Origin of the sequence: Streptomyces sp. NPDC001714 (assembly GCF_042892755.1) — a bacterium.
Taxonomy (GTDB): Bacteria; Actinomycetota; Actinomycetes; order Streptomycetales; family Streptomycetaceae; genus Streptomyces.
Window position 1 is genome coordinate 371,415 of the sequence record NZ_JBIAUL010000001.1, and the last position, 24,573, is coordinate 395,987.

Consider the following 24,573-nt stretch of genomic DNA (forward strand, 5'->3'; position numbering starts at 1 on the left):
CATGAGAACCTCCAGAACCTCCAGAACTTTCAGGAACCTGTCACGGGCCGGGCTGGCCGGTCTGGTCGCAGGCGTCGGCCTGTTCGCCGCCGGTACCGTCCCCGCGCACGCCGCGGACACCCCGCTGCGCGACCTCGCCGCCGCGAAGGGCAAGGTCATCGGCACCGCGGTCACCGGCTCCAAGCTCACCGGCACCTACGGTGACCTGGCCGGCAGCCAGTTCAGCTCGCTGACCCCGGGCAACGCCATGAAGTGGGGGACGGTCGAGCCCACCCAGGGCACCTTCGACTGGACCGAGGCCGACCAGATCGTCGCCTTCGCCCAGGCCCACAACCAGCAGGTGCGCGGCCACACCCTGGTCTGGCACAGCCAGAACCCCGGCTGGCTGACGAACGGCACCTGGACCTCGGCCCAGCTCGGCAGCCTGCTGCAGAACCACATCAGCACCGAGGTCGGCCGCTACAAGGGGAAGATCGCCGCCTGGGACGTCGTCAACGAACCCTTCAACGAGGACGGCACCTACCGCTCGACGATCTGGTACAACGGCCTCGGTTCCGGCTACATCGCCAACGCCCTGACCTGGGCGCACGCGGCCGACCCGAACGCCAAGCTGTACATCAACGACTACAACGTCGAGGGCGTCAACGCGAAGAGCACCGCCCTGTACAACCTGGTGAAGTCGCTCAAGGCGGCCGGCGTCCCGATCGACGGGGTCGGCCTCCAGGCCCACCTCATCCTCGGCCAGGTCCCCTCCACCCTCCAGCAGAACATCCAGCGCTTCGCCGACCTGGGCGTCGACGTCGCGATCACCGAGCTGGACATCCGGATGGCGCTGCCCTCCGACAGCACCGAACTTGCCCAGCAGAAGGCCGACTTCAAGTCGGTGGTGGCCGCGTGCGCGGCGGTGAGCCGCTGCGTCAACGTGACGGTGTGGGGCTTCACCGACTCCGACTCCTGGGTGGACAGCACCTTCCCGGGCTACGGCGCGGCGACCCCGTACGACGCGAACTACGCGCCGAAACCCGCGTACTACGGCATCGCGGAGGCGCTCGGCGGCACCACGACCACACCCCCGCCGACCGGTGCCTGCACCGCCGCCTACGGCGTGACCGGCCAGTGGAACAACGGGTTCACCGGCCAGGTGACCATCTCCTGTTCAGGGGCGGCACTGAGCTCCTGGAACGTGAGCTGGACGTACGGCGCCGGGCAGCAGATCACCCAGGCCTGGAACGCCACCTGCACCCAGTCCGGCGCGGCCGTCTCCTGCGCGAACGCGTCCTACAACGGGACGGTGGCGGACGGGAGTTCGGTCACCTTCGGGTTCAACGCGTCCTGGAGCGGGAGCAATCCGGTGCCCGCCGTCACCCTGGGCTGAACCAGGACTGAGAAGGGTGAGATTTTCCGAAGAAAACCCCTTCGCGGCGCTCGCGCTAACAGTCCCCTAATAATTCGGACTTACGTTCCTGCCTTGTGACGGGACACGAGGAGCAAGGCGACGCGGGCAGACGGGTGGGCCGGCGGTCGAGAGCGCTGAAGATCGTCGGCCTCACCCTGGCGGGGGTCATGACGCTCGGCATCGCCGGCGCGGGGTGGGTCTACTGGCACCTCAACGACAACATCAAGAGCGTCGACATCGACAGCGCGCTCGGGGACGACCGCCCGCCCAAGGCGGTGACGACGCCGACGGCCACCGCGTCCGCGTCCGCCTCCCCGACCCCGCTGCCCACCGGCTCGGTGAACATCCTGGTGCTGGGCTCGGACTCGCGCAGCGGCAAGGAGAACAAGAAGCTCGGCGGCGGCAGCAGTTCGGGCGCCCGCTCCGACACCGCGATGGTCGTCCACATCGACGCCGGCCGGACCTCGGCCACCGTCGTCAGCATCCCGCGCGACACCCTGGTCACCCGACCCTCCTGCCCGCTCTCCTCCGGCGGCTCGACGTCCGTCGCCTACAACGCGATGTTCAACAGCGCCTACTCGGTGGGCGGGGCGGTGTGCGCGGTCAAGACGGTCGAGTCGATCACCGGCGTCCGCATGGACCACTACCTGGAGATCGACTTCTCCGGCTTCGCGAAGCTGGTCGACGCGCTCGGCGGGGTGACCGTGACCACCGACCAGGACATCGACGACGGCGACAGCCACCTGCACCTGAAGAAGGGCACCCATCACCTGGACGGCACCCAGGCCCTGGCACTCGCCCGTACCCGGCACGGCATCGGCGACGGCAGCGACCTGGGCCGGATAGGCCTCCAGCAGAAACTGGTGAAGGCCCTCCTCGACCAGATGGCCTCCAGCAGCCTGCTGACCGACCCGGCCAAGCTCTACGAGGTCGCCGACGCGGTCACCTCCAGCCTCACCACCGACACCGGCCTGGACTCGCTCAGCGAGCTGATGCGGCTCGGCCAGAGCCTGAAGGGCCTCACCTCGGACCACGTCAAGACGGTGATGATGCCCGTGGTGACCGCGCCCTCCGACCACAACCGGGTGATCGCGAAGGAGCCGGCGGCGAGCGACCTGTGGAAGTCCCTGCGGTAGGCACCCTGCCTGCCACCCCGCTGCCCCGCACGGACCGCCGGGCAACCATCCGGGCGGCCGGGGGGTCTGACGCGGTGACCAGTTCACCGTAAATCGGGGGTTTCACCGGTGTTCTCCATACGTTCGCACGCCCGCTGGGCGGTCCCGCTCGCGCTGACCCTGACCGCTCTCGGCACGGCCGTCCCCGTCTCCTCCGCGACCGGCCGGGCGGCCTCGGCCGCACCCGTCCGGGACGACTTCGACGGCGACGGCTACGCCGACCTGGCCGTCGGCTCCCCGTGGGCCACCGTGGGCGGCCGGGCCGAGGCCGGTGCCGTGACCGTGATGTACGGCGGCCCGCACGGTCTGTCCACCGCCCGCCGGACCGTCGTCACCCGGGCCACCTCGGGCGTCCCGGGCGGCCCCGCCAAGGGCCAGGGCTTCGGCGTCCAGCTCGCCAAGGGCGACCTGGACGGCGACGGCTATGCCGACCTCGTCGTCTCGGACGCCGACCGCACGGCCGGCGCGGTGGTGCTCTGGGGCGGCCCGCACGGACTGTCCGGCGGTACGGCGCTCCCGGCGAGCGACACCCAGACCGGCGACTTCGACGGGGACGGCCGCCTCGACCTGGCCCTCTTCCGCACGGGCAACGCCGTCGGCGACGACCCGGTGGGGACGACGGTCAGGATCTGGACGGGGCCGGTCAGCCGGCAGGGCAGCCCCGCCGCCGTGTCCGCCCTCCCCGACCTCGCCGTGGACGTGCGGGACGGCGTCGCGGGGGACGTGAACGGCGACGGCCGCACGGACCTGGCGGTGACCGCGTACTGCGGCGACGGCAACGACTGCTCCTACCTCTACCTCAGTGGGCCCTCGGGCCTCACCCGGGTCCGTGACATCCCCGGCGGCTCCGCCGTCGCGCTCGGCGACTTCGACGGGGACGGTTACGACGACCTCGCCTCCGGCTCCCCCTTCGGCGAGCAGGTCCAGCTCGCGTACGGCTCGGCCGGCGGGCTCGGCGGGCCGTCGACATGGCGGACGTACTCACAGGACACCGCCGGGGTGCCCGGCGCCACGGAGGACGGCGACCTGTTCGGCTCGTCACTCGCCGCCGGTGACATCACCGGGGACGGCATCGACGACCTGGTGGTGGGGGCGCCCGGTGAGAACGGCTACCAGGGCATGGTCGACGTCCTGCGCGGCAGCCGCTCGGGCCTGACCGGTGCCGGGGCCCAGGGCTTCACCCAGAACACCAAGGGCGTGCCCGGGACGGCGGAGGCGAACGACTCCTTCGGGGCCACGGTCCGGCTCCTCGACATCAACGGCAACGGCTACGCCGACCTGGCCGCCGGGGCCCCGGGCGAGGACGCCGGCAACGGCGCGGTGTGGGAGCTGCGCGGCCGGCCGACGGGGCTGGTCACGGACGCGGCACTGGTCTTCGGGCCGCGCGCGGTGGGGGTGCCGTACGCGAAGGCGGCGTTCGGCGGCGCGCTGCGCTGACGCCCGCGGTGGGGCGGTGGAAAAAAACTTCGGGGAATTCCGGTGAGCGTGTCGATCCGGGGCCGGGCCGTTCGACGCAAGGGTGAGATGCGGGGAGAGACCCCGCCGGAACCCGAGGAGCCACCATGCCCCGTTACCTGTCGCTCGTGCGGATCGACGAGACCGCCGCCCCCGCCGAGGGGCCCAGCGAGGCGCTGATGCAGCGGATGGGCGAGCTGATCGAGGAGATCACCAAGGCCGGCGTGATGCTGGACACCGCAGGGCTCACGCCGACCTCCCAGGGCACCCGGGTGCACTGGGAAGGCGGGAAGATCTCCGTCACCGACGGGCCGTTCACCGAGTCCAAGGAGGTCATCGGCGGTTACGCGATCATGCAGTGCAAGGACAAGGCCGAGGCCCTGGAGTGGACCAAGCGGTTCCTCAAGGTGCACGAGGAGTTCTGGACCGTGACCTGCGAGGTCCGGGAGATCGCGGAGGGCTGACCTGCGCAGGCCTTCGCCGGCCTTCCTGGCGTCCGTCCGGTGGTGGGTGTTGCATGGGGGGTTGTGAGCACACAGCCCCCCGCCGGGGCCTCCGCCGGCGCCGAGCCCGATCCCCGGCACGCCATCGAGACCGTCTTCCGGCTCGAATCGCCCCGCGTGATCGCCGGCGTCACCCGGATCGTCCGGGACGTCGGCATCGCGGAGGAGCTGGCACAGGACGCGCTCGTCGCCGCCCTGGAGCAGTGGCCGAGGGACGGCGTGCCGGACAACCCGGGCGCCTGGCTCATGGCCACCGCCCGGCACCGTGCCGTCGATCTCGTCCGGCGCCGGGAGAACTACGCCCGCAAGCTCGCGGAGATCGGCCGCAGCACGGAGACGACGGCCCCGCCCGAGGAACCCGCCGACCCGGACGACATCGACGACGACCTGCTCCGCCTGGTCTTCACCACCTGCCATCCGGTGCTCTCGCCCGAGGCCCGCACCGCCCTCACCCTGCGCCTCCTCGGCGGCCTGAGCACGGCCGAGATCGCCCGCGCCTTCCTCGTCGCCGAGCCGACGATCGCCCAGCGCATCGTCCGCGCCAAGCGCACCCTCGCGACGAAGAACATCGCCTTCGAGGTGCCGTACGGCCCCGACCGCGAGGCCCGGCTGGGCTCGGTCCTGGACGTCATCTACCTGATCCACAACGAGGGATACGCGGCCACCGCAGGCGACGACTGGCTGCGCCCGTCGCTGTGCGAGGACGCCCTGCGGCTGGCCCGCGTCCTGTCGGGGCTGATGCCGAAGGAACCGGAGGTGCACGCTCTCACCTCCCTCCTGGAGTTCCAGTCCTCCCGTACGGCCGCCCGTACCGGCCCCGACGGCGCACCGGTCCTCCTCCGGGACCAGAACCGCCGCCGCTGGAACCGCATGCTCATCGCCCGTGGCATCAGGGCCCTCGCCCGCGCGGACGCCACGGCGGCCGGCGCCCCGGGGCCGTACGCCCTCCAGGCGGCCATCGCGGCCTGCCACGCGCACGCGTACACGTACGAGGAGACCGACTGGACGGCCATCGCCACCCTGTACGGGCTGCTGGCGGCCCGGTCCCCGTCCCCGGTCGTCGAGTTGAACCGCGCGGTGGCCGTGTCGATGGCCGAGGGCCCGGCGGCCGCCCTGGAGATCGTGGACCCGCTGACCGCCGAATCCGCCCTGCGCGACTACCACCTGCTGCCGAGCGTCCGCGGCGACCTGCTGGCCCGCCTCGGGCGAACGGCCGAGGCCCGCACGGAGTTCGAACGGGCTGCGGGTCTTGCGCGCAACGAGCGGGAGCGGGAGCTGCTGCTGGCCAGGGCGCGGGAGTGCGCTCCGTAGCCGGGCTCAGGACGGCGCGGCGGCGGTGGCCCTCGCCGGGGCGCCGACGAGCATGGTCGGCGCCCCCGCCACCCGGGTCAGGAACACGGTGGCCGCGTTGGGTCCCTGCGGCTTGACCTTCTTGCGCAGCTCCTCCGGCTCCACCGCCGAGCCGCGTTTCTTCACGGTCAGGTTCCCGACCTGGCGCTCGCGCAGCAGTGCCTTCAGCCTCTTGACGTTGAAGGGGAGTTCGTCGGTGATCTCGTACGCCGTCGCGTAGTCGGTGGCACGGAGGGTGTCGGCCGTGACGTACGCGATCGTCGGGTCGATCAGGCCGCCGGCCAGTTCCTCGGCCGCCTCGGCGACCAGGTGGGCGCGGATGACGGCGCCGTCCGGCTCGTACAGGTAACGGCCGACCGGCCGGACGGCGGGGTCGGGGAGGCCGCGGCCGAGCAGGGTGCGCGGGCCGGGGAGGAGGGTGGCGCGGACGGCCCCGGGGGCGCCGGTGCCGAACCAGAGGACGGCCTCCTTGACGTCGCCGTGGTCCGAGATCCACTCCGCCTCGGCCTCCGCCGGGACCGCCTCGTGCGGGATGCCGGGTGCGATCTTCAGCGCGGCCACCCGGGCGGCCGACGCGGCGGCGACCGCCCAGGACAGGGGTGGTGAATAGGCTTCCGGGTCGAAGACGCGGCCACGGCCGCCGCGCCGGGCCGGGTCCACGAAGACGGCGTCGTAACCGGCCGTGTCCACCTCCTGGACGTCCGCCTCCCGGACCTCGATCAGGGCCGCGAGCCCGAGCGCGTCGGCGTTCGCCCGCGCGGTGGCCGCCGTCACCGGATCCCGGTCCACGGCGAGGACGCGGATGCCGGCCCGCGCGAGCGCGATCGCGTCGCCCCCGATCCCGCAGCACAGGTCGGCCACCGACCTCACCCCGAGCGCGGTCAGCCGCTCCGCCCGGTACGCGGCGACACTCGCCCGCGTCGACTGCTCGACCCCGTTCGGCGTGAAGAACATGCGGCCCGCGTCCGCCTCCCCGAACTTCGCCGTCGCCCGCTGCCGCAGCCGGGCCTGGGCCAGCGCCGCCGACACCAGCTCGGCGGGGTGTGCGCGGCGCAGCCGGGTGGCCACGGCGAGTTCGTCGGCGGGCGCGGTGCCGCGCACCTCGTCGAGGAGGGTGCGGCCCTCGGGGGTGAGGAGCGGGGAGAGGTGGTCGTTCACCGGGTCATTGTCGGCCAGTCGGTGGATGGTTCGCCTCCGGCCGCGGTGTCTGCCGGGGTTCCGGGGAGAGGGCTGGAAAGATCCGACGCCATGCGAGCAGTCGTACAAAATGACAAAAACAGGGTGGTATTGGCCATGGCCGCCCTCTCCGCGGCGGCCGCCGCCGTCGTCTCCGGCTGCGCCGGACCGGGGGACGAGGCCGGAGTCCGTCCCGCCGCGGGCCAGCAGGCCCACCGGGCCGCCGCCGCCCTCGACTCCCGCGCCGCCCTGGTCGCCGCCGCCCGGCGCTGGGGGCTGGACGCGGTTCCGCTGCGGCCCCCGGCCCCGCCGAAGTACAGGCCGAGGATCACCGCTCGCGACGGCTTCGAGGTGGACGGCCAGGTGGAGGACGACCTGCCCCCGGTCTTCACGACCGTCCCGACCAAGAAGAAGATCGTCTTCCTCACCATCGACGACGGCTCCGAGAAGGACCCCGACTTCCTGCGGATGATGAGCGAACTGCGGATCCCCTACACCGCGTTCCTCAGCAACTACCTGGTCAAGGACGACTACGGCTACTTCCGCCGGATGCAGGCCGAGGGTCACACCCTCAACAACCACACCCTCACCCACCCCTACCTGCCGGGTCTGACCTACGAGGAGCAGAAGCACGAGATCTGCGGCATGCAGGACATCATGAAGCGGCAGTTCGGCAAGGCGCCGACGGTCTTCCGGCCGCCCTACGGCAACTACAACGGCGACACCCTGCGCGCCGCCAAGGCCTGCGGCATCAAGTACGCGCCGATCTGGGACGAGGAGGTGTTCGTCGACCACTGGGAGTACCGGGAGTGGGACCGCGGACTCCACCCCGGTGACATCGTCCTCACGCACTTCCGGGGCCGGAACGACTGGGACGGCACCATGGTCGACGACATGCGCCGCTTCCTGAACAAGGTCACCCGCGACGGCTACGCGGTGGCGCGCCTGGAGGACTACCTGTGAGCCGACCGAGGGCGACGGCCGCAGTCCTGGCCGCCGCCCTCCTTCTGTCGGCCTGCGCGCCGTCCGTCGACCCCATCGAACGGCTCGGCAGGAAGGCGGCCGACCGGGTGCGCCCGCAGGGCCCGGCCGGCGAGCCGGCGTACCGCCGGTGGGGCCTGACCGAACCCCTCGCCCCGGCCCCCCGCCCGCCGCTGCACCCGCTGTCCTTCCGCACCGCCCTCCCCCCGGTCGTCGACCGCATCCCCACCTCCGACCGGGTGGTCTTCCTGACCTACGACGACGGCGCCGAGAAGGACCCCCGCTTCGTCGACATGGTCCGCGAACTGCGGCTGCCGGTGAGCATGTTCCTCACGGACAGCGTGGTCGGCCCCGGCTACGGCCACTTCGCCCGCCTCCAGTCGGTCGGCGCCAGCGTCCAGAACCACACCCTGGACCACCCGGCCATGCCCGGCCTGCCCTACGCCGGCCAGCGCGCCGAGATCTGCGGCCAGCAGGAGAAGCTGAAGTCCCGTTTCGGCATCCGCCCCCGCCTCTTCCGCCCGCCCTACGGCACCTACGACACCACCACCCTCCGCGCGGCGGCCGACTGCGGAGTCACGGCGGTGGTCCTGTGGCGGGCGGCGATGACGCCCGACGGCGTCACCTACCGGACCGGCGACAAGCAGCTCCGCCCCGGCGACATCATCCTGGTGGGCCCCGACGAGGCCCTCGGCCCGCCCCTCAGGGAGCGCACCGCCCGGCTGCTGCGCCGGGTACAGGCGAGCGGGCTGACGGTGGGCCGACTGGAGGACTACCTGTAGCGCCGCCTCCGGGCTCGGCCGCACATCCCGCCGGTCGGGTGTTTTAACGACGGCGCTCGGCCACAAGATCCCGCCGGTCGGGTGTTCGACGACGGCCACAAAATCCAGCCCGTCCGGCGTTTGAGGACGAGGCCGAAGGCCGAACGGGGGGTCTGGGGGCGCAGCCCCCAGGGACGGCCACCGCAACACCGCGCAACCCGGTTTTTTCGGCGCCGCGCCGCAGGCAATTGGCACTCCGCTTGACCGAGTGCTAATCGCGGTCATAGTCTCGGCTCTGGCACTCGGCAGATGAGAGTGCCAACAACGCGACGGGCAGGTCCGGCACCCGCGACGACGGATCGACCTGGTCGCCACCTCAGACAGTTAACCCCGTGAGATCTCCGAAGGGGGAGGTCGGATCGTGACGACCGCCAGCTCCAAGGTTGCCATCAAGCCGCTTGAGGACCGCATCGTGGTCCAGCCGCTCGACGCCGAGCAGACCACGGCCTCCGGCCTGGTCATCCCGGACACCGCGAAGGAGAAGCCCCAGGAGGGCGCCGTCCTCGCCGTGGGCCCGGGCCGTTTCGAGAACGGCGAGCGCCTGCCGCTCGACGTCAAGGTCGGCGACGTCGTGCTCTACAGCAAGTACGGCGGCACCGAGGTGAAGTACAACGGCGACGAGTACCTCGTCCTCTCGGCTCGCGACGTGCTCGCGATCATCGAGAAGTAAGCCTGCGACTTACACCTCAAGCACTCCGCTTGAAGCTGCGCCCCTGGCCCCCGCGATCCTCCAAGAAGCCGGGCGCCAGGGGCGCAGTCTTGTTCACCCCAGATTTCCGAGAGGGCATCCGCTGCCATGGCGAAGATCCTGAAGTTCGACGAGGACGCCCGTCGCGCCCTTGAGCGCGGCGTCAACAAGCTTGCCGACACGGTCAAGGTGACGATCGGCCCCAAGGGCCGCAACGTCGTCATCGACAAGAAGTTCGGCGCCCCCACCATCACCAACGACGGTGTCACGATCGCCCGCGAGGTCGAGATCGAGGACCCGTACGAGAACCTCGGCGCGCAGCTGGTGAAGGAGGTGGCGACCAAGACCAACGACATCGCGGGTGACGGTACGACCACCGCCACCGTGCTGGCCCAGGCGCTCGTCCGCGAGGGCCTGAAGAACGTCGCCGCCGGTGCCTCCCCGGCCGCCCTGAAGAAGGGCATCGACGCCGCGGTCGCCGCCGTCTCCGAGGACCTGCTCGCGTCGGCCCGCCCGATCGACGAGAAGTCCGACATCGCCGCCGTCGCCGCGCTGTCCGCCCAGGACACGCAGGTCGGCGAGCTCATCGCCGAGGCGATGGACAAGGTCGGCAAGGACGGTGTCATCACCGTCGAGGAGTCCAACACCTTCGGTCTGGAGCTGGACTTCACCGAGGGCATGGCCTTCGACAAGGGCTACCTGTCGCCGTACTTCGTGACGGACCAGGAGCGCATGGAGGCCGTCCTGGAGGACCCCTACATCCTCATCAACCAGGGCAAGGTCTCCTCCATCGCGGACCTGCTGCCGCTGCTCGAGAAGATCATCCAGTCCAACGCCTCGAAGCCGCTGCTGATCATCGCCGAGGACGTCGAGGGCGAGGCCCTGTCGACCCTGGTCGTCAACAAGATCCGCGGCACCTTCAACGCGGTCGCGGTCAAGGCCCCCGGCTTCGGCGACCGCCGCAAGGCGATGCTGGAGGACCTGGCGATCCTCACCGGCGCCACGGTCGTCTCCGAGGAGGTCGGCCTCAAGCTCGACCAGGTCGGTCTGGACGTGCTCGGCTCCGCCCGCCGCGTCACCGTCACCAAGGACGACACCACGGTCGTCGACGGCGCCGGTGACTCCGGTGCGGTCACCGGCCGCGTCGCCCAGATCAAGGCCGAGATCGAGAACACCGATTCCGACTGGGACCGCGAGAAGCTCCAGGAGCGCCTCGCGAAGCTGGCCGGCGGCGTGTGCGTGATCAAGGTCGGCGCCGCCACCGAGGTGGAGCTGAAGGAGAAGAAGCACCGTCTGGAGGACGCCATCTCCGCGACCCGCGCCGCGGTCGAGGAGGGCATCGTCTCCGGTGGTGGCTCCGCGCTCGTCCACGCCGTGAAGGTCCTCGACGACAACCTCGGCAAGACCGGCGACGAGGCCACCGGTGTCTCCGTGGTCCGCAAGGCCGCCGTCGAGCCGCTGCGCTGGATCGCCGAGAACGCCGGCCTGGAGGGCTACGTCATCGTCTCCAAGGTCGCCGAGCTGGAGAAGGGCAACGGCTACAACGCCGCCACCGGCGAGTACGGCGACCTGGTCAAGGCCGGCGTCATCGACCCGGTCAAGGTCACCCGCTCCGCCCTGGAGAACGCCGCCTCCATCGCCTCCCTGCTGCTGACGACCGAGACCCTGGTCGTCGAGAAGAAGGAAGAGGAAGAGGCCGCCGCCGCGGGCCACTCCCACGGCCACTCGCACTGAGGCGACAGTCTCCGAGCTGAGGAAGCCCCCGTTCCCGGTCGTCCGCCGGGAGCGGGGGCTTCACCCCTCGCGGGTACTTCGATGGTCGGCCTACTTCTCCAGCACGTCCAGCGCACCCAGCTGTGCCAGCAGTCCCATCCGGTCGTACTGCAGCCAGCCCTCGGCCATCTTCCCGCCGGCGTCGAAGCGGTGGACCGTCGTCCCGGCCATGGTGACCTGCCGGCCGGTGTTCGGCACCCCCAGGAACGGCCCCTTCTGCACACCCGTCCACAGCCACCTCGTGCACACCCGGTCGCCCTGGGCGATCTGGTCCTCCACGAGGAACGTGAAGTCGAAGGCGCCCCGCCACATCTCCAGCTTGCGCCGCATCGCGTCCATGCCGATGGCGTCCTGTCCCTCGACCGGATCGTGGTCGTGGTAGTCCTCGGCGAGCAGGCCGTCCAGCGGAGCCAGCGGGCCGGCCGCCGCGATCGTCTCGAAGAACCGCCGCGCGGTGCCGGCGTACAGCCCCTCGTCACGCACCACGTCCAGATCGGTGAACGTCGGCGTCCCCTCGCAGAGGGCCAGCAGCTCGTGGAATACCTTGTCGGTCTCCGGGAGGCGTGAGTTCCGCATCGCCTCCTCGTACGACGGGAACTCCACGATCTCCACGACGTGCTCCGCGTCGGTGCGGTCCCTGCCGACCAGCGTGTGCGTCGCCGTCCGCTTCCCCTTGGTCTGCTCGACCCACCTGTCCATCAGCCGGTCCATCTCGTCGAACCGCCTGGTCCTGCACTCGATGAGCTGCACGAACGTCATGAAACCGCCTCCGGCCCCCCTGCGGGCGCGACCGAACGCCACCATCGTCTCACCGGCCCGGTCCGCACCGCGCGCGGTGCCGGTCGGGCCCTCGCTGCGGTCCTTGCCGCAGTCCCTACTGCGGCCCGTACTTGCGCCCCGTCCTGGAGCTGATGCCGCCCACCAGCCCACGCGGCGCCATCCTCGCCAGGCCCGTCAGCACCTTGTAGCGGGGATCCGGGATCGACAGCGTCTTGCCGCGCGCGAGGTCGGACAGCGCCGCCGCGACCAGCTTGTCGGCGTCCAGCCACATCCAGCCCGGGATGTTGTCCGTGCCCATCCCGGCCCGCTGATGGAACTCCGTACGGACGAACCCCGGCGCCAGCGCCATCAGCCGCACCCCGCTGCCCGCGAGGTCGCGCGCCGCGCCCTGGGTGAACTGCACGACCCATGCCTTGGAGGCGCCGTACGTCCCGCGCGGTACGAACGCCGCCACCGACGCCACGTTGACGACCCCGCCGCGGCCGCGCTCCCGCATCGCCTCGGCCGCCGCCGAGGTCAGCCGCAGCACCGCCTCGCAGTGCACCTTGAGCATGCGCAGCTCGTCGGCCATCGAGACGTCCAGATAGTGGCCCTTGTTGCCGAAGCCGGCGTTGTTGACCAGCAGGTCGACCGGGTTCTTGCGGTCCCCGAGCCGGGCGGCGACCGACTCGATGCCGGGGTCCTCGGCGAGGTCGGCGGTGAGCACCTCCGCCTCGATGCCGTGCCGGTCGTGCAGCTCGGTCGCCTGCTCGCGCAGCCGCTTGGTGTCCCGTGCCACCAGGACGAGGTTGTGCCCGTCAGCTGCCAGCCGCCGCGCGAACGCGGCACCGATTCCCGCGGTCGATCCCGTAATCAGAGCCGTTGTCATGGACCAAGGGTAGTTACCCGGACCGACAGCGTCCGCTGTGCGCACCGGCTCTCCCTAACGGTGAAGTGCCGGTGAACGGCCTGCGCGTGACAGCCGCTCAGCCGCGCTGTGCCGCCACGTACTTCCGGGCCTGCGCCAGCGCCTCCGGGTGCAGCGCCGCGCCCGCCGCGAGCAGCCGGGGCAGCAGCTCCCGCTCGGTGGTGGTCGCGCGGAACTCCATCGCCGCCGTCACCCCGTGCTCCGGCAGGTGGATGATCTCGACGGGGTCGCCGGCCCGGATCTCACCCGGTTCGATCACCCGGAGGTAGGCACCGGTGGCACCCTTCCGCGTGAATCTCCTCACCCATCCCCGCTCGCCCAGATGGCCCTGAAAAGTACGGCACGGGATGCGCCCCGAGGTGACCTCCAGTACGACCCCGGAGCCGATCCGCCAGCGCTCGCCGATCAGCGCCCCCGACACGTTCAGCCCGTTTGTCGTGAGGTTCTCACCGAAACAGCCGTTCGGCAGCGGGCGGCCGAGCTCCTTCTCCCAGTCGTCGAGGTCCTCGCGGGCGAACGCGTACACCGCCTGGTCGTCGCCGCCGTGGTGGCGCAGCTCGCACACCGCGTCCCCGGCCAGCCCGCTGCCCGCGGTCCCCTTCGGCCCGGGCGCCGCCACCCGCACCGGCCCGTCCACCGGCCGCTTGTCGATACCGGTCACGCCGTCGACCTGGTCCGTGTGCGGCGACGGCGTCGGGCGGCCGAGGTTCACCGAGAGAAGCTCCATGCTCCGACGGTACGGGACCACCCCTCAAAGCGTCGACGCGTTTTCGGGCGCCGTGTCCAAGTCCGTCTTATGCTCAGGAGATGATCGAGGCACGTCATCTCCGCGTCCTGCGCGCCGTCGCCACCACCGGGTCCTTCTCGGCGGCGGGGCGCGAACTGGGCTGCACCCAGCCCGCCGTCAGCCAGCAGATGAAGGCCCTGGAGACCTCCGTGGGCACCCCGCTGCTGGTCCGCAACGGCCGCGAGATGCGCCTGACCCAGGCCGGCGAGGCCCTGGTCCGGCACGCCTCCGGGATCCTCGCCGGGCTCACCGCCGCCGAGGAGGAGGTCGCCGCGATCGCCGGACTGCGCGCGGGCCGGGTGCGCCTGGTCTCCTTCCCGAGCGGCAGCTCCACCCTGGTCCCGACGGCCCTCGCCGCCCTGCGCGCCGCCCACCCCGGCACCCGCGTCTCCCTCGAGGAGGCCGAGCCGCCGAAGTCCGTGGAGCTGCTGCGCGCGGGCGACTGCGACATCGCGCTGGCCTTCCGGTACGAGGGCGCGGCGGATGCCGAGGAGTGGGACGACCTGGTGGTACGGCCGCTGCTCACGGACCGGCTCGTCGGCCTGGTGCCGGAGCGGCACCGGCTTGCCCGTGCGGCGTCCGTCGCCATCGGGGAACTCGCCGACGAGCCCTGGATCGCGGGCTGCCCGCGCTGCCGGGGACAGCTCGTCCAGGCCTGCGAGAGTGCGGGCTTCACGCCCCGCATCGATTTCGCCACCGACGACTACCCGGCCGTGGTCGGCCTGGTCGGCGCGGGTCTGGGCGTCGCCGTCCTGCCGCGGCTGGCGGTCGAGTCGGTACGGCCGAGGGGCGTGCGCACGGTGGTGGTGGAGCCCGCGGTACGGCGGGAGATCGTCGCGCTCACCCTGCCCGACCTGGCACAGGTACCGGCGGTGGCGGCGACGCTGGAACAACTGGGCCGGGCGGCCCGGCGGGCGTAGCGACTCACAGGCCGGTGAGGGCACAGGCGCAGCCCTGCGAGGGCACACACGCGCGTGCCCGATCGTCAGCAGATTGTCAACAGATTGCAGAAACGTTCTTTCATGTGTCGGAGGCGGAGCCGCCGCTGGTCGTCGACGCCGACACCAGCCTGTTGCGCGCCCGCCCCATGAGCTCTTCGCGCTCGTCCTCGGTCAGGCCGCCCCATACGCCGTACGGCTCGCGGACCGCCAGCGCGTGCGCCGCGCACTCCGCGCGGACCGGGCACCTCATGCAGACCTCCTTGGCCGAGTTCTCACGGGCACTCCGAGCCGCCCCGCGCTCGCCCTCGGGATGGAAGAAGAGCGAGCTGTCGACCCCACGGCAGGCGGCCAGGAGCTGCCAGTCCCACAGGTCCGCGTTCGGTCCGGGAAGGCGGGAGAAATCTGCCATTACGTGACCCCTTGTAGCCGTTCTGGGCGGATACGGTGCCAACGACCGTACATCTCCGGTCTAGAGAGATGAAAATATGACTCATTGGCAATCTAGCTCCAGACACCGTGAAACGGGAAGAAAAAGGTCTAAATGGGGCATTGGTTGTGATGAAAAGTTGAGGGTCTGACGTCCATGTCTGCACCGTGTCCGCCCCCTCACGTAGAGTGCCGAAGACGGCATGCAGCCCCGTAACTCTTTCGAGTGACCGTCGTTGAGAGTGCGGTGGCGGTTGAAGCAACAGGCTCTCGGGCAGGCGTCCGAGACGTTCGACCGCACAGGTGACGATTCCGTACCAGCCTGGAGGCTCAAGGTGACGCGCATCAGCTGCGGAGGGCGGTCATGACATCCGTCCTCGTCTGCGACGACTCCCCGCTTGCCCGAGAGGCGCTGCGCCGCGCGGTGGCGACCGTGCCCGGCGTCGAGCGCGTGACGACGGCGGCCAACGGCGAGGAAGTCCTCCGCCGCTGGGGCGCCGACCGATCCGACCTGATCCTGATGGACGTGCGCATGCCCGGACTGGGCGGCGTCGAGACCGTGCGCCGGCTGCTGTCCGCCGACCCCGGCGCGCGCATCATCATGCTGACGGTCGCCGAGGACCTGGACGGCGTGGCCCTGGCCGTCGCCGCCGGCGCCCGCGGCTACCTGCACAAGGACGCCTCGCGCGCCGAACTGCGGGCCACCGTGACCCAGGCCCTCGCCGACCCGACCTGGCGGCTGGCCCCGCGCCGCCTCCGTTCGGCCGAGATGGGCGCCGCGCCCACCCTCACCGCGCGCGAGATCCAGGTCCTGGAGGGCATGAGCCACGGCCGCTCCAACGCCGAGATCGGCCGCGAGCTGTTCCTCTCCGAGGACACCGTGAAGACCCACGCCCGGCGCCTGTTCAAAAAGCTCGGAGCCTCCGACCGCGCCCACGCGGTGGCCCTCGGCTTCCGCTGGGGACTGGTTCGTTAGTACGGCGGTGAGCTGCGCCGCAGCGGGGAAGCGGCCCGACCGGACGCCCCCGCCTGCCTCATGGTGGGCGGGGTCCACAAGGCGGAGCGCCGAAGGTGCGCTGCTCGTTTCGGCGCGGATGCCGCATCCTTGAGGTGTGGAGTCTCTCGGGGACGAGTCGTTCGAGCGGAAGGGGAGGGCGCAGGAGATGAGTTCCGGCGCACCTGCTCATAACGCTTCGGTGCACAACGACGGACGCGATGTCACGCCGCCGACGGCAGCAGGGCACCATGGACCGATGCGCGACGACGAGGCGGTCACTGCCGTAGGGACGATCGGTGCTCTCGTCCATCGCGCCGTAGACGGGGACGAGCAGGCCACGCACGACCTGCTCGCCCATGTCCACCCGCTGGCGCTGCGCTACTGCCGTACGCGCCTGTCCCGCCTCCCGGGCGACGCCCGGCACTTCGTCGAGGACCTAGCCCAGGAAGTCTGCGTGGCGGTCCTGCTGGCCCTGCCCCGCTACCGCGACACGGGCCGCCCCTTCGAGGCCTTCGTCTTCGCGATCGCCTCCCACAAGGTCGCCGACCTGCAGCGCGCCGCGATGCGCCACCCTGGCTCCACGGCCGTCCCCTCGGACGAGATGCCGGAACGCCCCGACGACTCCCTGGGCCCCGAGGAGCGCGCGCTGCTCAGCAGCGACGCCGAGTGGGCCAAGAAACTCCTGGCCAACCTCCCGGAGAACCAGCGCGAGCTGCTGCTGCTCCGCATCGCCGTGGGCCTCACGGCCGAGGAGACCGGGCAGATGTTGGGAATGTCACCGGGCGCGGTGCGGGTCGCCCAGCACCGGGCGCTGAGCCGGTTGCGGGCGCTGGCGGAGCAGTAGCCGGCGCTGGCGGAGCAGTAGGCGACGGGGTCCCGTTCCCCTGCGGCCGATTGGGCCACGTCCCTGTGGCCGACGGGGTCTGCCCCTCCCCGATGAACAGGCGCGGGCCCGTTCCCGTACGAACATACGAAGCCCGGAGCTGAGTCGTACCGTGGAATTCGGGAGCCCCGCTTCCCGTTAGCATGGACATCCGCACCGATCAAGGCCATTTGGGGAAGGTGTCATGACCACCAACGTCGACGGAGTGCCCGACAAATTCGCCACCCTCGGGCTGACCTACGACGACGTGCTGCTGCTGCCGGGAGCGTCCGAGGTCCTCCCGAACGCGGTCGACACCTCGTCCCGCATCTCCCGCAACGTCCGGGTCAACATCCCGCTGCTGTCCGCGGCGATGGACAAGGTGACCGAGTCCCGCATGGCGATCGCGATGGCCCGGCTGGGCGGTGTCGGCGTGCTGCACCGCAACCTGTCCGTCGAGGACCAGGTCAACCAGGTCGACCTGGTCAAGCGGTCCGAGTCCGGCATGGTCACCGACCCGATCACGGTGCACCCGGACGCGACCCTCGCCGAGGCCGACGCGCTGTGCGCGAAGTTCCGGATCAGCGGCGTCCCGGTCACCGACCCCGACCGGAAGCTGCTCGGCATCGTCACCAACCGCGACATGGCCTTCGAGAGCGACCGCTCCCGCCGGGTCCACGAGGTCATGACGCCGATGCCCCTGGTCACCGGCAAGGTCGGCATCTCCGGCAGCGAGGCCATGGAGCTGCTGCGCAAGCACAAGATCGAGAAGCTGCCGCTGGTCGACGACCAGGGCGTCCTCAAGGGCCTGATCACGGTCAAGGACTTCGTCAAGGCCGAGAAGTACCCGAACGCGGCCAAGGACTCCGAGGGCCGCCTCCTCGTCGGCGCCGCCGTCGGCGCCAGCCCCGAGGCGCTGGAGCGCGCCCAGGCCCTGGCCGAGGCCGGCGTGGACTTCCTGGTCGTCGACACCTCGCACGGCCACAACAGCAACGCCCTCAGCTGGATGGCGAAGATCAAGTCGAGCGTGGACGTCGACGTGATCGGCGGCAACGTCGCCACCCGCGACGGCGCGCAGGCGCTGATCGACGCCGGTGTCGACGGCATCAAGGTCGGCGTGGGCCCCGGCTCGATCTGCACCACCCGCGTGGTCGCCGGCATCGGCGTCCCGCAGGTCACCGCCATCTACGAGGCCTCCCTCGCCGCCCGCCCGGCCGGTATCCCTTTGATCGGCGACGGCGGCCTGCAGTACTCGGGCGACATCGGCAAGGCCCTCGCGGCCGGCGCCGACACGGTGATGCTGGGCTCCCTCCTCGCGGGCTGTGAGGAGTCCCCGGGCGAGCTGCTCTTCATCAACGGCAAGCAGTTCAAGTCGTACCGCGGCATGGGCTCGCTCGGCGCCATGCAGTCGCGCGGCCAGGGCCGGTCGTACTCGAAGGACCGCTACTTCCAGGCAGAGGTCTCCTCCGACGACAAGCTCGTCCCCGAGGGCGTCGAGGGCCAGGTGCCCTACCGCGGCCCGCTGGCCAACGTGCTGCACCAGCTCGTCGGCGGTCTGCGCCAGACCATGGGCTACGTGGGTGCGGCCACCGTCGACGAGATGGAGTCCAAGGGCCGCTTCGTGCGGATCACCGCCGCGGGCCTCAAGGAGAGCCACCCGCACGACATCCAGATGACGGTCGAGGCGCCGAACTACAGCCGTAAGTAGTCGCCGGAGCCTCTTCAGGGCCTTTCCAGGGCGGTCCCGGACCCACCGGGGCCGCCCTTGTCGTACCCGTCGGCGATACTGGAAGACGCTGAAACGCAGAGGGAAAGGCCACAGACGTGACTGAGATCGAGATCGGGCGCGGCAAGCGCGGCCGCCGGGCGTACGCCTTCGACGACATCGCCGTCGTCCCCAGCCGCCGTACGCGGGACCCGAAGGAGGTCTCGATCGCCTGGCAGATCGACGCCTACCGCTTCGAGCTGCCGTTCCTGGCCGCCCCCATGGACTCGGTCGTCTCCCCGGCCACCGCGATCCGCATCGGCGAGCTCGGCGGCCTGGGCGTGCTCAACCTGGAAGGCCTCTGGACCCGGCACGAGGACCCGCAGCCGCTCCTCGACGAGATCATCGGGCTGGACTCCGACACCGCCACCCGCCGCCTCCAGGAGATCTACGCGGCCCCCATCAAGGAGGAGCTGATCGGCGCGCGCATCAAGGAGGTGCGCGACTCCGGCGTGGTCACGGCGGCCGCACTCTCTCCGCAGCGCACCGCGCAGTTCTCCAAGGCGGTCGTGGACGCGGGCGTGGACATCTTCGTCATCCGCGGCACTACGGTCTCCGCGGAGCACGTCTCGTCCTCGCACGAGCCGCTGAACCTGAAGCAGTTCATCTACGAGCTGGACGTCCCGGTGATCGTCGGCGGCTGCGCCACGTACACGGCGGCCCTGCACCTGATGCGCACGGGCGCGGCGGGCGTGCTCGTCGGCTTCGGCGGCGGCGCGGCCCACACCACGCGCAACGTGCTCGGCATCCAGGTCCCCATGGCCACCGCGGTCGCGGACGTGGCCGCGGCCCGCCGCGACTACATGGACGAGTCCGGCGGCCGCTACGTCCACGTGATCGCCGACGGTGGTGTCGGCTGGTCCGGCGACCTCCCCAAGGCGATCGCCTGCGGCGCCGACTCGGTGATGATGGGCTCCCCGCTGGCCCGCGCGACCGACGGCCCCGGCAAGGGCCACCACTGGGGCATGGAGGCCGTCAACGAGGAGCTCCCGCGCGGCAAGAAGGTCGACCTCGGCACGGTCGGCACCCTCGAGGAGATCCTCACCGGACCGTCCCACACCCCCGACGGCTCGATGAACCTCTTCGGCGCCCTGCGCCGCGCCATGGCCACGACCGGCTACAGCGAGCTGAAGGAGTTCCAGCGCGTCGAGGTGACGGTGGCGGACTCGCAGCACAAGCGGTAGGCGACAGCCGCCGTACGGCGGACGGAGGGCCGGTCGTCCCGAGTGGTGACCGGCCCTTTCGCATGCCGCCGCGTATCGGTCAGCGGGCCGCCTTCTGGGCCCCGGAGAACGCAGCCCACGCCGCGATCGCGAAGAAGACGAAGGTCAGCGGGTCGGCCTCGGCCTTCCACGCCCGCTGGACGACGTCGAGGTGCTGGAAGAAGAGCTCGGAGAAGGACACGCCGATCTGGTCGGCGCCGATCATCGCCTCGCCGACCAGCTGGCCGAGGTAGACGGAGCCGAGGGCGAGGACGGCCGCGGTGATCGCGAGGGCCGGGCTGCGACCGCCGAGCTTTCCCGCGGCCACGCCGATGACGAAGCCGACGCCGACGGCCGCCCAGCCGATCTCGTGCTCGGTGAGGCCGATGACCACGCCGTAGAGCGCGGCGGCGGCCACGGCTGCGAGGACGGCGGCGACCAGGCCGAGCGCCATGGTGCCCCGGGCCGGCGCGGGCGGCGGCTGCTGGGCGAACGGGTTGGCGTCGGTCGGCAGCGACTGGGGCTGCGGCTGTGGCTGCGGTGGTGGAGCTGACTGGCTCATGACGGAAATCCCCCCTGGTGAACCACTGGTGAAACAGTGAAACGCAACGACGTACGCACATCTGTGCGACGAGTCAGGGGAGACTAACAGGAGCCTGTGACAACGCTGTTGGAGTTTTTCGCGGGCACCGGGTTGCCCGCTCAGAGCCGGTGTGCCGCCCCCGTCGGGGTCGCCCCGCGCGTGTCCAGCAGCAACTGGGCCTTCACCGACAGGCCCTGCAGGTCGTACGTGCGGTGCTGCTGGACCAGGATCGTCAGGTCCGCGTCGGCCGCGGCCTCGTAGAGGGAGTCCGCGCGCGGCACCGGACGGTCCAGGACGCTCCAGGACGCGAGATGCGGGTCGTGGTAGCTGACCGAGGCGCCGAGCTCCATGAAGCGCACCGCGATCTCCTGGGCGGGGCTGTTCTGCTGGTCGGCGAGGTCGGCCTTGTAGGTGACCCCGAGCAGCAGCACGCGCGCGCCGCGCGCCGACTTGCCGTGCTCGTTGAGGAGGGCGGCGGCGCGCTGCACGACGTACCCCGGCATCCGGCTGTTGACCTGCTGGGCCAGTTCCACCATGCGCAGGTTGCGGCTCGCGCGGCCGGACAGGTCCTGGGCGACGCCGTGGCCGCCGACACCGGGGCCGGGCCGGAAGGCCTGGAAGCCGAACGGCTTGGTCTCCGCGCAGCGGATTACGTCCCACAGGTCGACGCCCAGGTCGTGGCAGAGGACGGCCATCTCGTTGACGAGGGCGATGTTGACGTGGCGGAAGTTGGTCTCCAGGAGCTGCACGGTCTCCGCCTCGCGCGGGCCACGCGCGCGTACCACCTTGTCGGTGAGCCGGCCGTAGAACGTGGCGGCCGACTCCGTGCACGCGGGCGTGAGGCCGCCGATGACCTTCGGGGTGTTGGCCGGCGTGAAGTCGCGGTTGCCGGGATCCACCCGGCTGGGCGAATAGGCGAGGTGGAAGTCGCGGCCCGCCCGCAGGCCCGAGCCCTTCTCGAGCAGAGGCCGCAGGAAGTCCTCCGTGGTCCCCGGGTGGACCGGGGATTCCAGGATCACCGTCGTGTGCGGGCGCAGCCGCTCGGCCAGGGTGCCGGCGGCGGCCTCCACCTGGCTCAGATCGAGGCCGCCGTCGGCGCCGCGCGGGGTCGGCGCGCAGATCACGGCGGTACGCACCCGCCCCAGCTGCACCGGGTCCTCGGCCACCCGGAAGCCCTTCGCGAGCATCCGGCGCAACTCGGCGGGGCTCAGCGAGCCCGCCTCGGGGCCGGTGGCGTAGCCGATCGTGGAGACGCCGGCGGCCACGGCGGCCTGGGCGAGGGGCAGGCCGTAGGGACCGAGTCCGATGACGGCGAGGTCTGCGGGCATGGCGTGGGCCGTCCTTCCCAGTAACCGAAGCGGGACAGGTGCGCAAGCCCGGTGGACAGGATGAGCGAGGCGCACGGTCAGACTAGGAGTAAATATGACCGTTATGCGGGATTGTGTTCATGTGTCTTCCGTGGGTTCGGTGACCGTTGTCCACAGGCTGGGGGTGAGTGGTGGCTGAAGTCGGGCATGCCGGTCAGAATTTGGGCAGGGGCCACGCCCGCCGGGGGCGCGGCCGACGCGACCGATGACCGACGACGCGTTCGACGGCGGACGACGCACTCGACGACGCACTCGACGATGCAGTCAGTGACGCAGTCGACGACGCGATCGACGGCCGACGACGACCAGTGACCGACATCGACCCATGACCGACGGGTACCAGTGACCGACGGCGATTGATGGCTGAGGGCGCCCGACGACCCACGGCGGTTGACGGCCGATGGCGACCGGTGACCCACGGCGAGCGATGGCCGATGGCGAGCGACGGCCGCATGGCGGCAGAGCGGGAGGCAGCGGTGAGGACAGCGACACTGGGGCCGGAGCAACGTGCGGCGTCCCTGGCGGCCATGGCCGAGCGCGAGCTGGACGTGCTGGTGGTGGGCGGTGGAGTGGTCGGCTCGGGTACCGCGCTGGACGCGGTCACCCGGGGCCTGAACACCGGCATCGTCGAGGCCCGCGACTGGGCCTCCGGCACCTCCAGCAGGTCCAGCAAACTGATCCACGGCGGCCTGCGCTATCTGGAGATGCTCGACTTCGCCCTGGTCCGCGAGGCCCTCAAGGAGCGCGGCCTGCTCCTGGAGCGCCTCGCCCCGCACCTGGTCAAACCGGTGCCCTTCCTCTACCCGCTCCAGCACCAGGGCTGGGAGCGCCTGTACGCCGGCTCGGGCGTCGCGCTCTACGACGCGATGTCGATGGCCCGCGGCCACGGCCGGGGCCTGCCCGGGCACCGCCACCTGAGCCGCCGTCACGCCCTGCGTGTCGCGCCGGCGCTGCGCAAGGACGCCCTGGTCGGCGCCATCCAGTACTACGACGCCCAGATGGACGACGCCCGCTATGTGGCGACCCTGGTGCGCACGGCGGTGTCCTACGGCGCGAAGGCGGCCAACCACGCGCGTGTGACCGGGTTCCTGCGCGAGGGCGAGCGGGTCGTCGGGGCCCGGGTGCAGGACGTGGAGGGCGGTGGGGAGTACGAGATCCGCGCCCAGCAGGTCGTCAACGCGACCGGGGTGTGGACCGACGACACGCAGGCGCTGGTCGGCGAGCGCGGCCAGTTCCACGTCCGCGCCTCCAAGGGCATCCACCTGGTCGTCCCCAGGGACCGCATCCACTCCACGACCGGCCTGATCCTGCGCACCGAGAAGTCGGTCCTGTTCGTCATCCCCTGGGGCCGGCACTGGATCATCGGGACCACCGACACCGACTGGGACCTGGACAAGGCCCACCCGGCCGCCTCCAGCGCCGACATCGACTACCTCCTCAACCACGTCAACTCGGTGCTCGCGGTGCCGCTGTCGCGCGACGACGTCCAGGGCGTCTACGCCGGTCTGCGTCCGCTGCTGGCCGGCGAGTCCGACGCCACCAGCAAGCTGTCGCGCGAGCACACGGTCGCGCATCCGGCGCCGGGGCTCGTGGTCGTCGCGGGCGGCAAGTACACGACGTACCGGGTGATGGCCAAGGACGCCGTCGACGAGGCGGTGCACGGGCTCGACATGCGGGTGGCGGAGTGCGTCACCGAGGACATCCCGCTGCTCGGCGCGGAGGGCTACCGGGCCATGTGGAACGCCCGGGCCCGGATCGCCGCCCGTACCGGCCTGCACGTGGTCCGCGTCGAGCATCTCCTCAACCGCTACGGCTCGATGGCGGAGGAGGTCCTCGACCTCATCGCCGCCGACCCCGGCCTGGCCGAGCCGCTGTCGGCCGCCGACGACTATCTGCGCGCCGAGGTCGTCTACGCCGCCTCCCACGAGGGCGCCCGCCACCTCGACGACGTCCTGACCCGCCGCACCCGCATCTCCATCGAGACCTTCGACCGCGGCACCCGCAGCGCCCGCGAGGCCGCCGAGCTGATGGCACCGGTCCTCGGCTGGGACAAGGACCAGATCGAGCGCGAGGTCGAGCACTACGAGAAGCGCGTGGAGGCGGAACGCGAATCCCAACTCCAGCCGGACGACCAGACAGCGGACGCGGCGAGGCTGGGAGCCCCGGACATCGTGCCGCGGTAATTCCCTGCCGGGCGTGGGGTTCTGGCGTGGGGCCGGGTGCGCAGCCCTGCGGGGGGCCGGGGTGCCGGGGTGCTGGGTGCGCAGCCCTGCGGGGTGCTGGGTGCCGCCTGGGCGGTGAGTGGTTCCGGGGGCGGGGTGCAGCCTGCGTGGTGCCGGGTGCGGGGTGCAGCCTGCGTGGTGCGTGGTGCGTGTGACCGCGTGCAGCCTGCGGCGCGGGGTGCCGGGTGCGGCCTGCGTAGTGCGTGGTGGGTGTCCGATGCCTGGCGTCTGCTGCTCGCTTCCGCTGTTCCCCTGCGGTCGGTTCCCGGTCCCACTTGCCGGTCGGTCGTCGGGAAATCCTTCACCGCCGCGATGGTGCTGAGCCACGGCGGTGGTCTCCGGCGGTGCCGTACCACCCCGACCACCCGTGCCGCCCGACCGTCTGACATCACCCGATCGAGCGACCGGGCGTCGGG

The 24,573-nt window shown here is 71.4% G+C and carries 22 protein-coding genes; 15 read left to right on the forward strand and 7 right to left on the reverse strand.

Annotation, left to right across the window (positions count from 1 at the left end; all coding sequences use genetic code 11):
• Nucleotide 1 precedes the first annotated feature (1 nt).
• From ACFY0P_RS01790 to ACFY0P_RS01810, 5 genes are all read left to right on the forward strand, one after another.
• Nucleotides 2-1,375 (forward strand): endo-1,4-beta-xylanase, encoded by a 1,374-nt coding sequence (locus ACFY0P_RS01790; RefSeq protein ID WP_388906134.1) that lies wholly within the window; start codon nucleotides 2-4, stop codon nucleotides 1,373-1,375.
• Nucleotides 1,376-1,470: 95 nt separating this feature from the next.
• Complete coding sequence (locus ACFY0P_RS01795) at nucleotides 1,471-2,532, forward strand: LCP family protein (protein WP_388906136.1); 1,062 nt, start codon at nucleotides 1,471-1,473, stop codon at nucleotides 2,530-2,532.
• A gap of 108 nt (nucleotides 2,533-2,640) precedes the next feature.
• Complete coding sequence (locus tag ACFY0P_RS01800; RefSeq protein WP_388906138.1) at nucleotides 2,641-4,008, forward strand: FG-GAP-like repeat-containing protein; 1,368 nt, start codon at nucleotides 2,641-2,643, stop codon at nucleotides 4,006-4,008.
• 125 nt (nucleotides 4,009-4,133) lie between these two features.
• Nucleotides 4,134-4,490 (forward strand): YciI family protein, encoded by a 357-nt coding sequence (locus tag ACFY0P_RS01805; RefSeq protein ID WP_388906140.1) that lies wholly within the window; start codon nucleotides 4,134-4,136, stop codon nucleotides 4,488-4,490.
• Nucleotides 4,491-4,553: 63 nt separating this feature from the next.
• Entirely contained in the window at nucleotides 4,554-5,840 is a 1,287-nt protein-coding gene (locus tag ACFY0P_RS01810) for an RNA polymerase sigma factor (RefSeq protein ID WP_388906142.1), read from the forward strand.
• A gap of 6 nt (nucleotides 5,841-5,846) precedes the next feature.
• On the opposite strand, the gene ACFY0P_RS01815 is transcribed toward ACFY0P_RS01810, so the two are convergent.
• A complete protein-coding gene (locus ACFY0P_RS01815; RefSeq protein WP_388906144.1) occupies nucleotides 5,847-7,037 on the reverse strand; it encodes a methyltransferase domain-containing protein in 1,191 nt (396 codons plus the stop codon).
• A gap of 90 nt (nucleotides 7,038-7,127) precedes the next feature.
• On the opposite strand from ACFY0P_RS01815, the gene ACFY0P_RS01820 reads away from it, so the two are divergent.
• From ACFY0P_RS01820 to groL, 4 genes are all read left to right on the forward strand, one after another.
• Complete coding sequence (locus ACFY0P_RS01820) at nucleotides 7,128-8,018, forward strand: polysaccharide deacetylase family protein (RefSeq protein ID WP_388906147.1); 891 nt, start codon at nucleotides 7,128-7,130, stop codon at nucleotides 8,016-8,018.
• Complete coding sequence (locus ACFY0P_RS01825; RefSeq protein ID WP_388906150.1) at nucleotides 8,015-8,818, forward strand: polysaccharide deacetylase family protein; 804 nt, start codon at nucleotides 8,015-8,017, stop codon at nucleotides 8,816-8,818. The genes ACFY0P_RS01820 and ACFY0P_RS01825 overlap by 4 nt, the downstream gene beginning before the upstream one ends.
• 400 nt (nucleotides 8,819-9,218) lie before the next feature.
• The gene (gene groES / locus ACFY0P_RS01830) at nucleotides 9,219-9,527 is read left to right on the forward strand and encodes a co-chaperone GroES (protein ID WP_004955293.1); all 309 of its coding nucleotides are present in this window, start codon (nucleotides 9,219-9,221) and stop codon (nucleotides 9,525-9,527) included.
• A gap of 126 nt (nucleotides 9,528-9,653) precedes the next feature.
• Nucleotides 9,654-11,279 (forward strand): chaperonin GroEL, encoded by a 1,626-nt coding sequence (gene groL / locus ACFY0P_RS01835; RefSeq protein WP_388906152.1) that lies wholly within the window; start codon nucleotides 9,654-9,656, stop codon nucleotides 11,277-11,279.
• A gap of 90 nt (nucleotides 11,280-11,369) precedes the next feature.
• On the opposite strand, the gene ACFY0P_RS01840 is transcribed toward groL, so the two are convergent.
• The 3 genes from ACFY0P_RS01840 to ACFY0P_RS01850 form a co-directional block, all read right to left on the reverse strand.
• Nucleotides 11,370-12,077, reverse strand: coding sequence for an ester cyclase (locus tag ACFY0P_RS01840; protein ID WP_388906154.1), 708 nt, complete (start codon nucleotides 12,075-12,077; stop codon nucleotides 11,370-11,372).
• A 115-nt stretch (nucleotides 12,078-12,192) separates the two neighbouring features.
• Nucleotides 12,193-12,966 (reverse strand): SDR family NAD(P)-dependent oxidoreductase, encoded by a 774-nt coding sequence (locus tag ACFY0P_RS01845; protein WP_388906156.1) that lies wholly within the window; start codon nucleotides 12,964-12,966, stop codon nucleotides 12,193-12,195.
• Nucleotides 12,967-13,063: 97 nt separating this feature from the next.
• On the reverse strand, nucleotides 13,064-13,732 hold the full coding sequence (locus ACFY0P_RS01850) for an MOSC domain-containing protein (protein ID WP_388906159.1): 669 nt from the start codon (nucleotides 13,730-13,732) through the stop codon (nucleotides 13,064-13,066).
• 80 nt (nucleotides 13,733-13,812) lie between these two features.
• On the opposite strand from ACFY0P_RS01850, the gene ACFY0P_RS01855 reads away from it, so the two are divergent.
• Entirely contained in the window at nucleotides 13,813-14,712 is a 900-nt protein-coding gene (locus ACFY0P_RS01855) for a LysR family transcriptional regulator (protein ID WP_388906161.1), read from the forward strand.
• 100 nt (nucleotides 14,713-14,812) lie between these two features.
• On the opposite strand, the gene ACFY0P_RS01860 is transcribed toward ACFY0P_RS01855, so the two are convergent.
• Nucleotides 14,813-15,142: a WhiB family transcriptional regulator gene (locus ACFY0P_RS01860; RefSeq protein WP_123974752.1), complete on the reverse strand. Its 330-nt coding sequence runs from the start codon at nucleotides 15,140-15,142 to the stop codon at nucleotides 14,813-14,815.
• A gap of 381 nt (nucleotides 15,143-15,523) precedes the next feature.
• Between ACFY0P_RS01860 and ACFY0P_RS01865 the strand changes: the two genes are divergently transcribed.
• From ACFY0P_RS01865 to ACFY0P_RS01880, 4 genes are all read left to right on the forward strand, one after another.
• Nucleotides 15,524-16,135 carry a response regulator transcription factor gene (locus ACFY0P_RS01865; RefSeq protein WP_003948568.1) on the forward strand — a complete coding sequence of 204 codons (612 nt, stop codon included), beginning with the start codon at nucleotides 15,524-15,526 and terminating at the stop codon, nucleotides 16,133-16,135.
• 277 nt (nucleotides 16,136-16,412) lie between these two features.
• Nucleotides 16,413-17,000, forward strand: coding sequence for a sigma-70 family RNA polymerase sigma factor (locus ACFY0P_RS01870; protein ID WP_089099378.1), 588 nt, complete (start codon nucleotides 16,413-16,415; stop codon nucleotides 16,998-17,000).
• A gap of 223 nt (nucleotides 17,001-17,223) precedes the next feature.
• On the forward strand, nucleotides 17,224-18,726 hold the full coding sequence (guaB, locus tag ACFY0P_RS01875; protein WP_351957642.1) for an IMP dehydrogenase: 1,503 nt from the start codon (nucleotides 17,224-17,226) through the stop codon (nucleotides 18,724-18,726).
• Nucleotides 18,727-18,842: 116 nt separating this feature from the next.
• Nucleotides 18,843-19,967 (forward strand): GuaB3 family IMP dehydrogenase-related protein, encoded by a 1,125-nt coding sequence (locus tag ACFY0P_RS01880; RefSeq protein WP_388906163.1) that lies wholly within the window; start codon nucleotides 18,843-18,845, stop codon nucleotides 19,965-19,967.
• A 79-nt stretch (nucleotides 19,968-20,046) separates the two neighbouring features.
• Here the strand turns inward: ACFY0P_RS01880 and ACFY0P_RS01885 are convergent, their stop codons facing one another.
• Both ACFY0P_RS01885 and ACFY0P_RS01890 read right to left on the reverse strand, forming a co-directional pair.
• Nucleotides 20,047-20,547, reverse strand: a complete 501-nt coding sequence (locus ACFY0P_RS01885) for a hypothetical protein (RefSeq protein ID WP_388906166.1) — start codon at nucleotides 20,545-20,547, stop codon at nucleotides 20,047-20,049.
• Nucleotides 20,548-20,687: 140 nt separating this feature from the next.
• Nucleotides 20,688-21,896, reverse strand: a complete 1,209-nt coding sequence (locus ACFY0P_RS01890; RefSeq protein WP_388906169.1) for a nucleotide sugar dehydrogenase — start codon at nucleotides 21,894-21,896, stop codon at nucleotides 20,688-20,690.
• Between the two features lie 515 nt (nucleotides 21,897-22,411).
• Between ACFY0P_RS01890 and ACFY0P_RS01895 the strand changes: the two genes are divergently transcribed.
• Nucleotides 22,412-24,118, forward strand: a complete 1,707-nt coding sequence (locus tag ACFY0P_RS01895) for a glycerol-3-phosphate dehydrogenase/oxidase (RefSeq protein ID WP_388906171.1) — start codon at nucleotides 22,412-22,414, stop codon at nucleotides 24,116-24,118.
• The last annotated feature ends 455 nt before the right edge of the window (nucleotides 24,119-24,573 follow it).

Coding starts and splice junctions, on each gene's coding strand:
- ACFY0P_RS01790 (WP_388906134.1), top strand. CDS start 2: ATGAGAACCTCCAGAACCTCCAGAACTTTCAGGAACCTGTCACGGGCC.
- ACFY0P_RS01805 (WP_388906140.1), top strand. CDS start 4,134: ATGCCCCGTTACCTGTCGCTCGTGCGGATCGACGAGACCGCCGCCCCC.
- ACFY0P_RS01820 (WP_388906147.1), top strand. CDS start 7,128: ATGCGAGCAGTCGTACAAAATGACAAAAACAGGGTGGTATTGGCCATG.
- groL (WP_388906152.1), top strand. CDS start 9,654: ATGGCGAAGATCCTGAAGTTCGACGAGGACGCCCGTCGCGCCCTTGAG.
- ACFY0P_RS01840 (WP_388906154.1), bottom strand. CDS start 12,077: ATGACGTTCGTGCAGCTCATCGAGTGCAGGACCAGGCGGTTCGACGAG.
- ACFY0P_RS01845 (WP_388906156.1), bottom strand. CDS start 12,966: ATGACAACGGCTCTGATTACGGGATCGACCGCGGGAATCGGTGCCGCG.
- ACFY0P_RS01850 (WP_388906159.1), bottom strand. CDS start 13,732: ATGGAGCTTCTCTCGGTGAACCTCGGCCGCCCGACGCCGTCGCCGCAC.
- ACFY0P_RS01855 (WP_388906161.1), top strand. CDS start 13,813: ATGATCGAGGCACGTCATCTCCGCGTCCTGCGCGCCGTCGCCACCACC.
- ACFY0P_RS01860 (WP_123974752.1), bottom strand. CDS start 15,142: ATGGCAGATTTCTCCCGCCTTCCCGGACCGAACGCGGACCTGTGGGAC.
- ACFY0P_RS01865 (WP_003948568.1), top strand. CDS start 15,524: ATGACATCCGTCCTCGTCTGCGACGACTCCCCGCTTGCCCGAGAGGCG.
- ACFY0P_RS01870 (WP_089099378.1), top strand. CDS start 16,413: ATGCGCGACGACGAGGCGGTCACTGCCGTAGGGACGATCGGTGCTCTC.
- guaB (WP_351957642.1), top strand. CDS start 17,224: ATGACCACCAACGTCGACGGAGTGCCCGACAAATTCGCCACCCTCGGG.
- ACFY0P_RS01885 (WP_388906166.1), bottom strand. CDS start 20,547: ATGAGCCAGTCAGCTCCACCACCGCAGCCACAGCCGCAGCCCCAGTCG.
- ACFY0P_RS01890 (WP_388906169.1), bottom strand. CDS start 21,896: ATGCCCGCAGACCTCGCCGTCATCGGACTCGGTCCCTACGGCCTGCCC.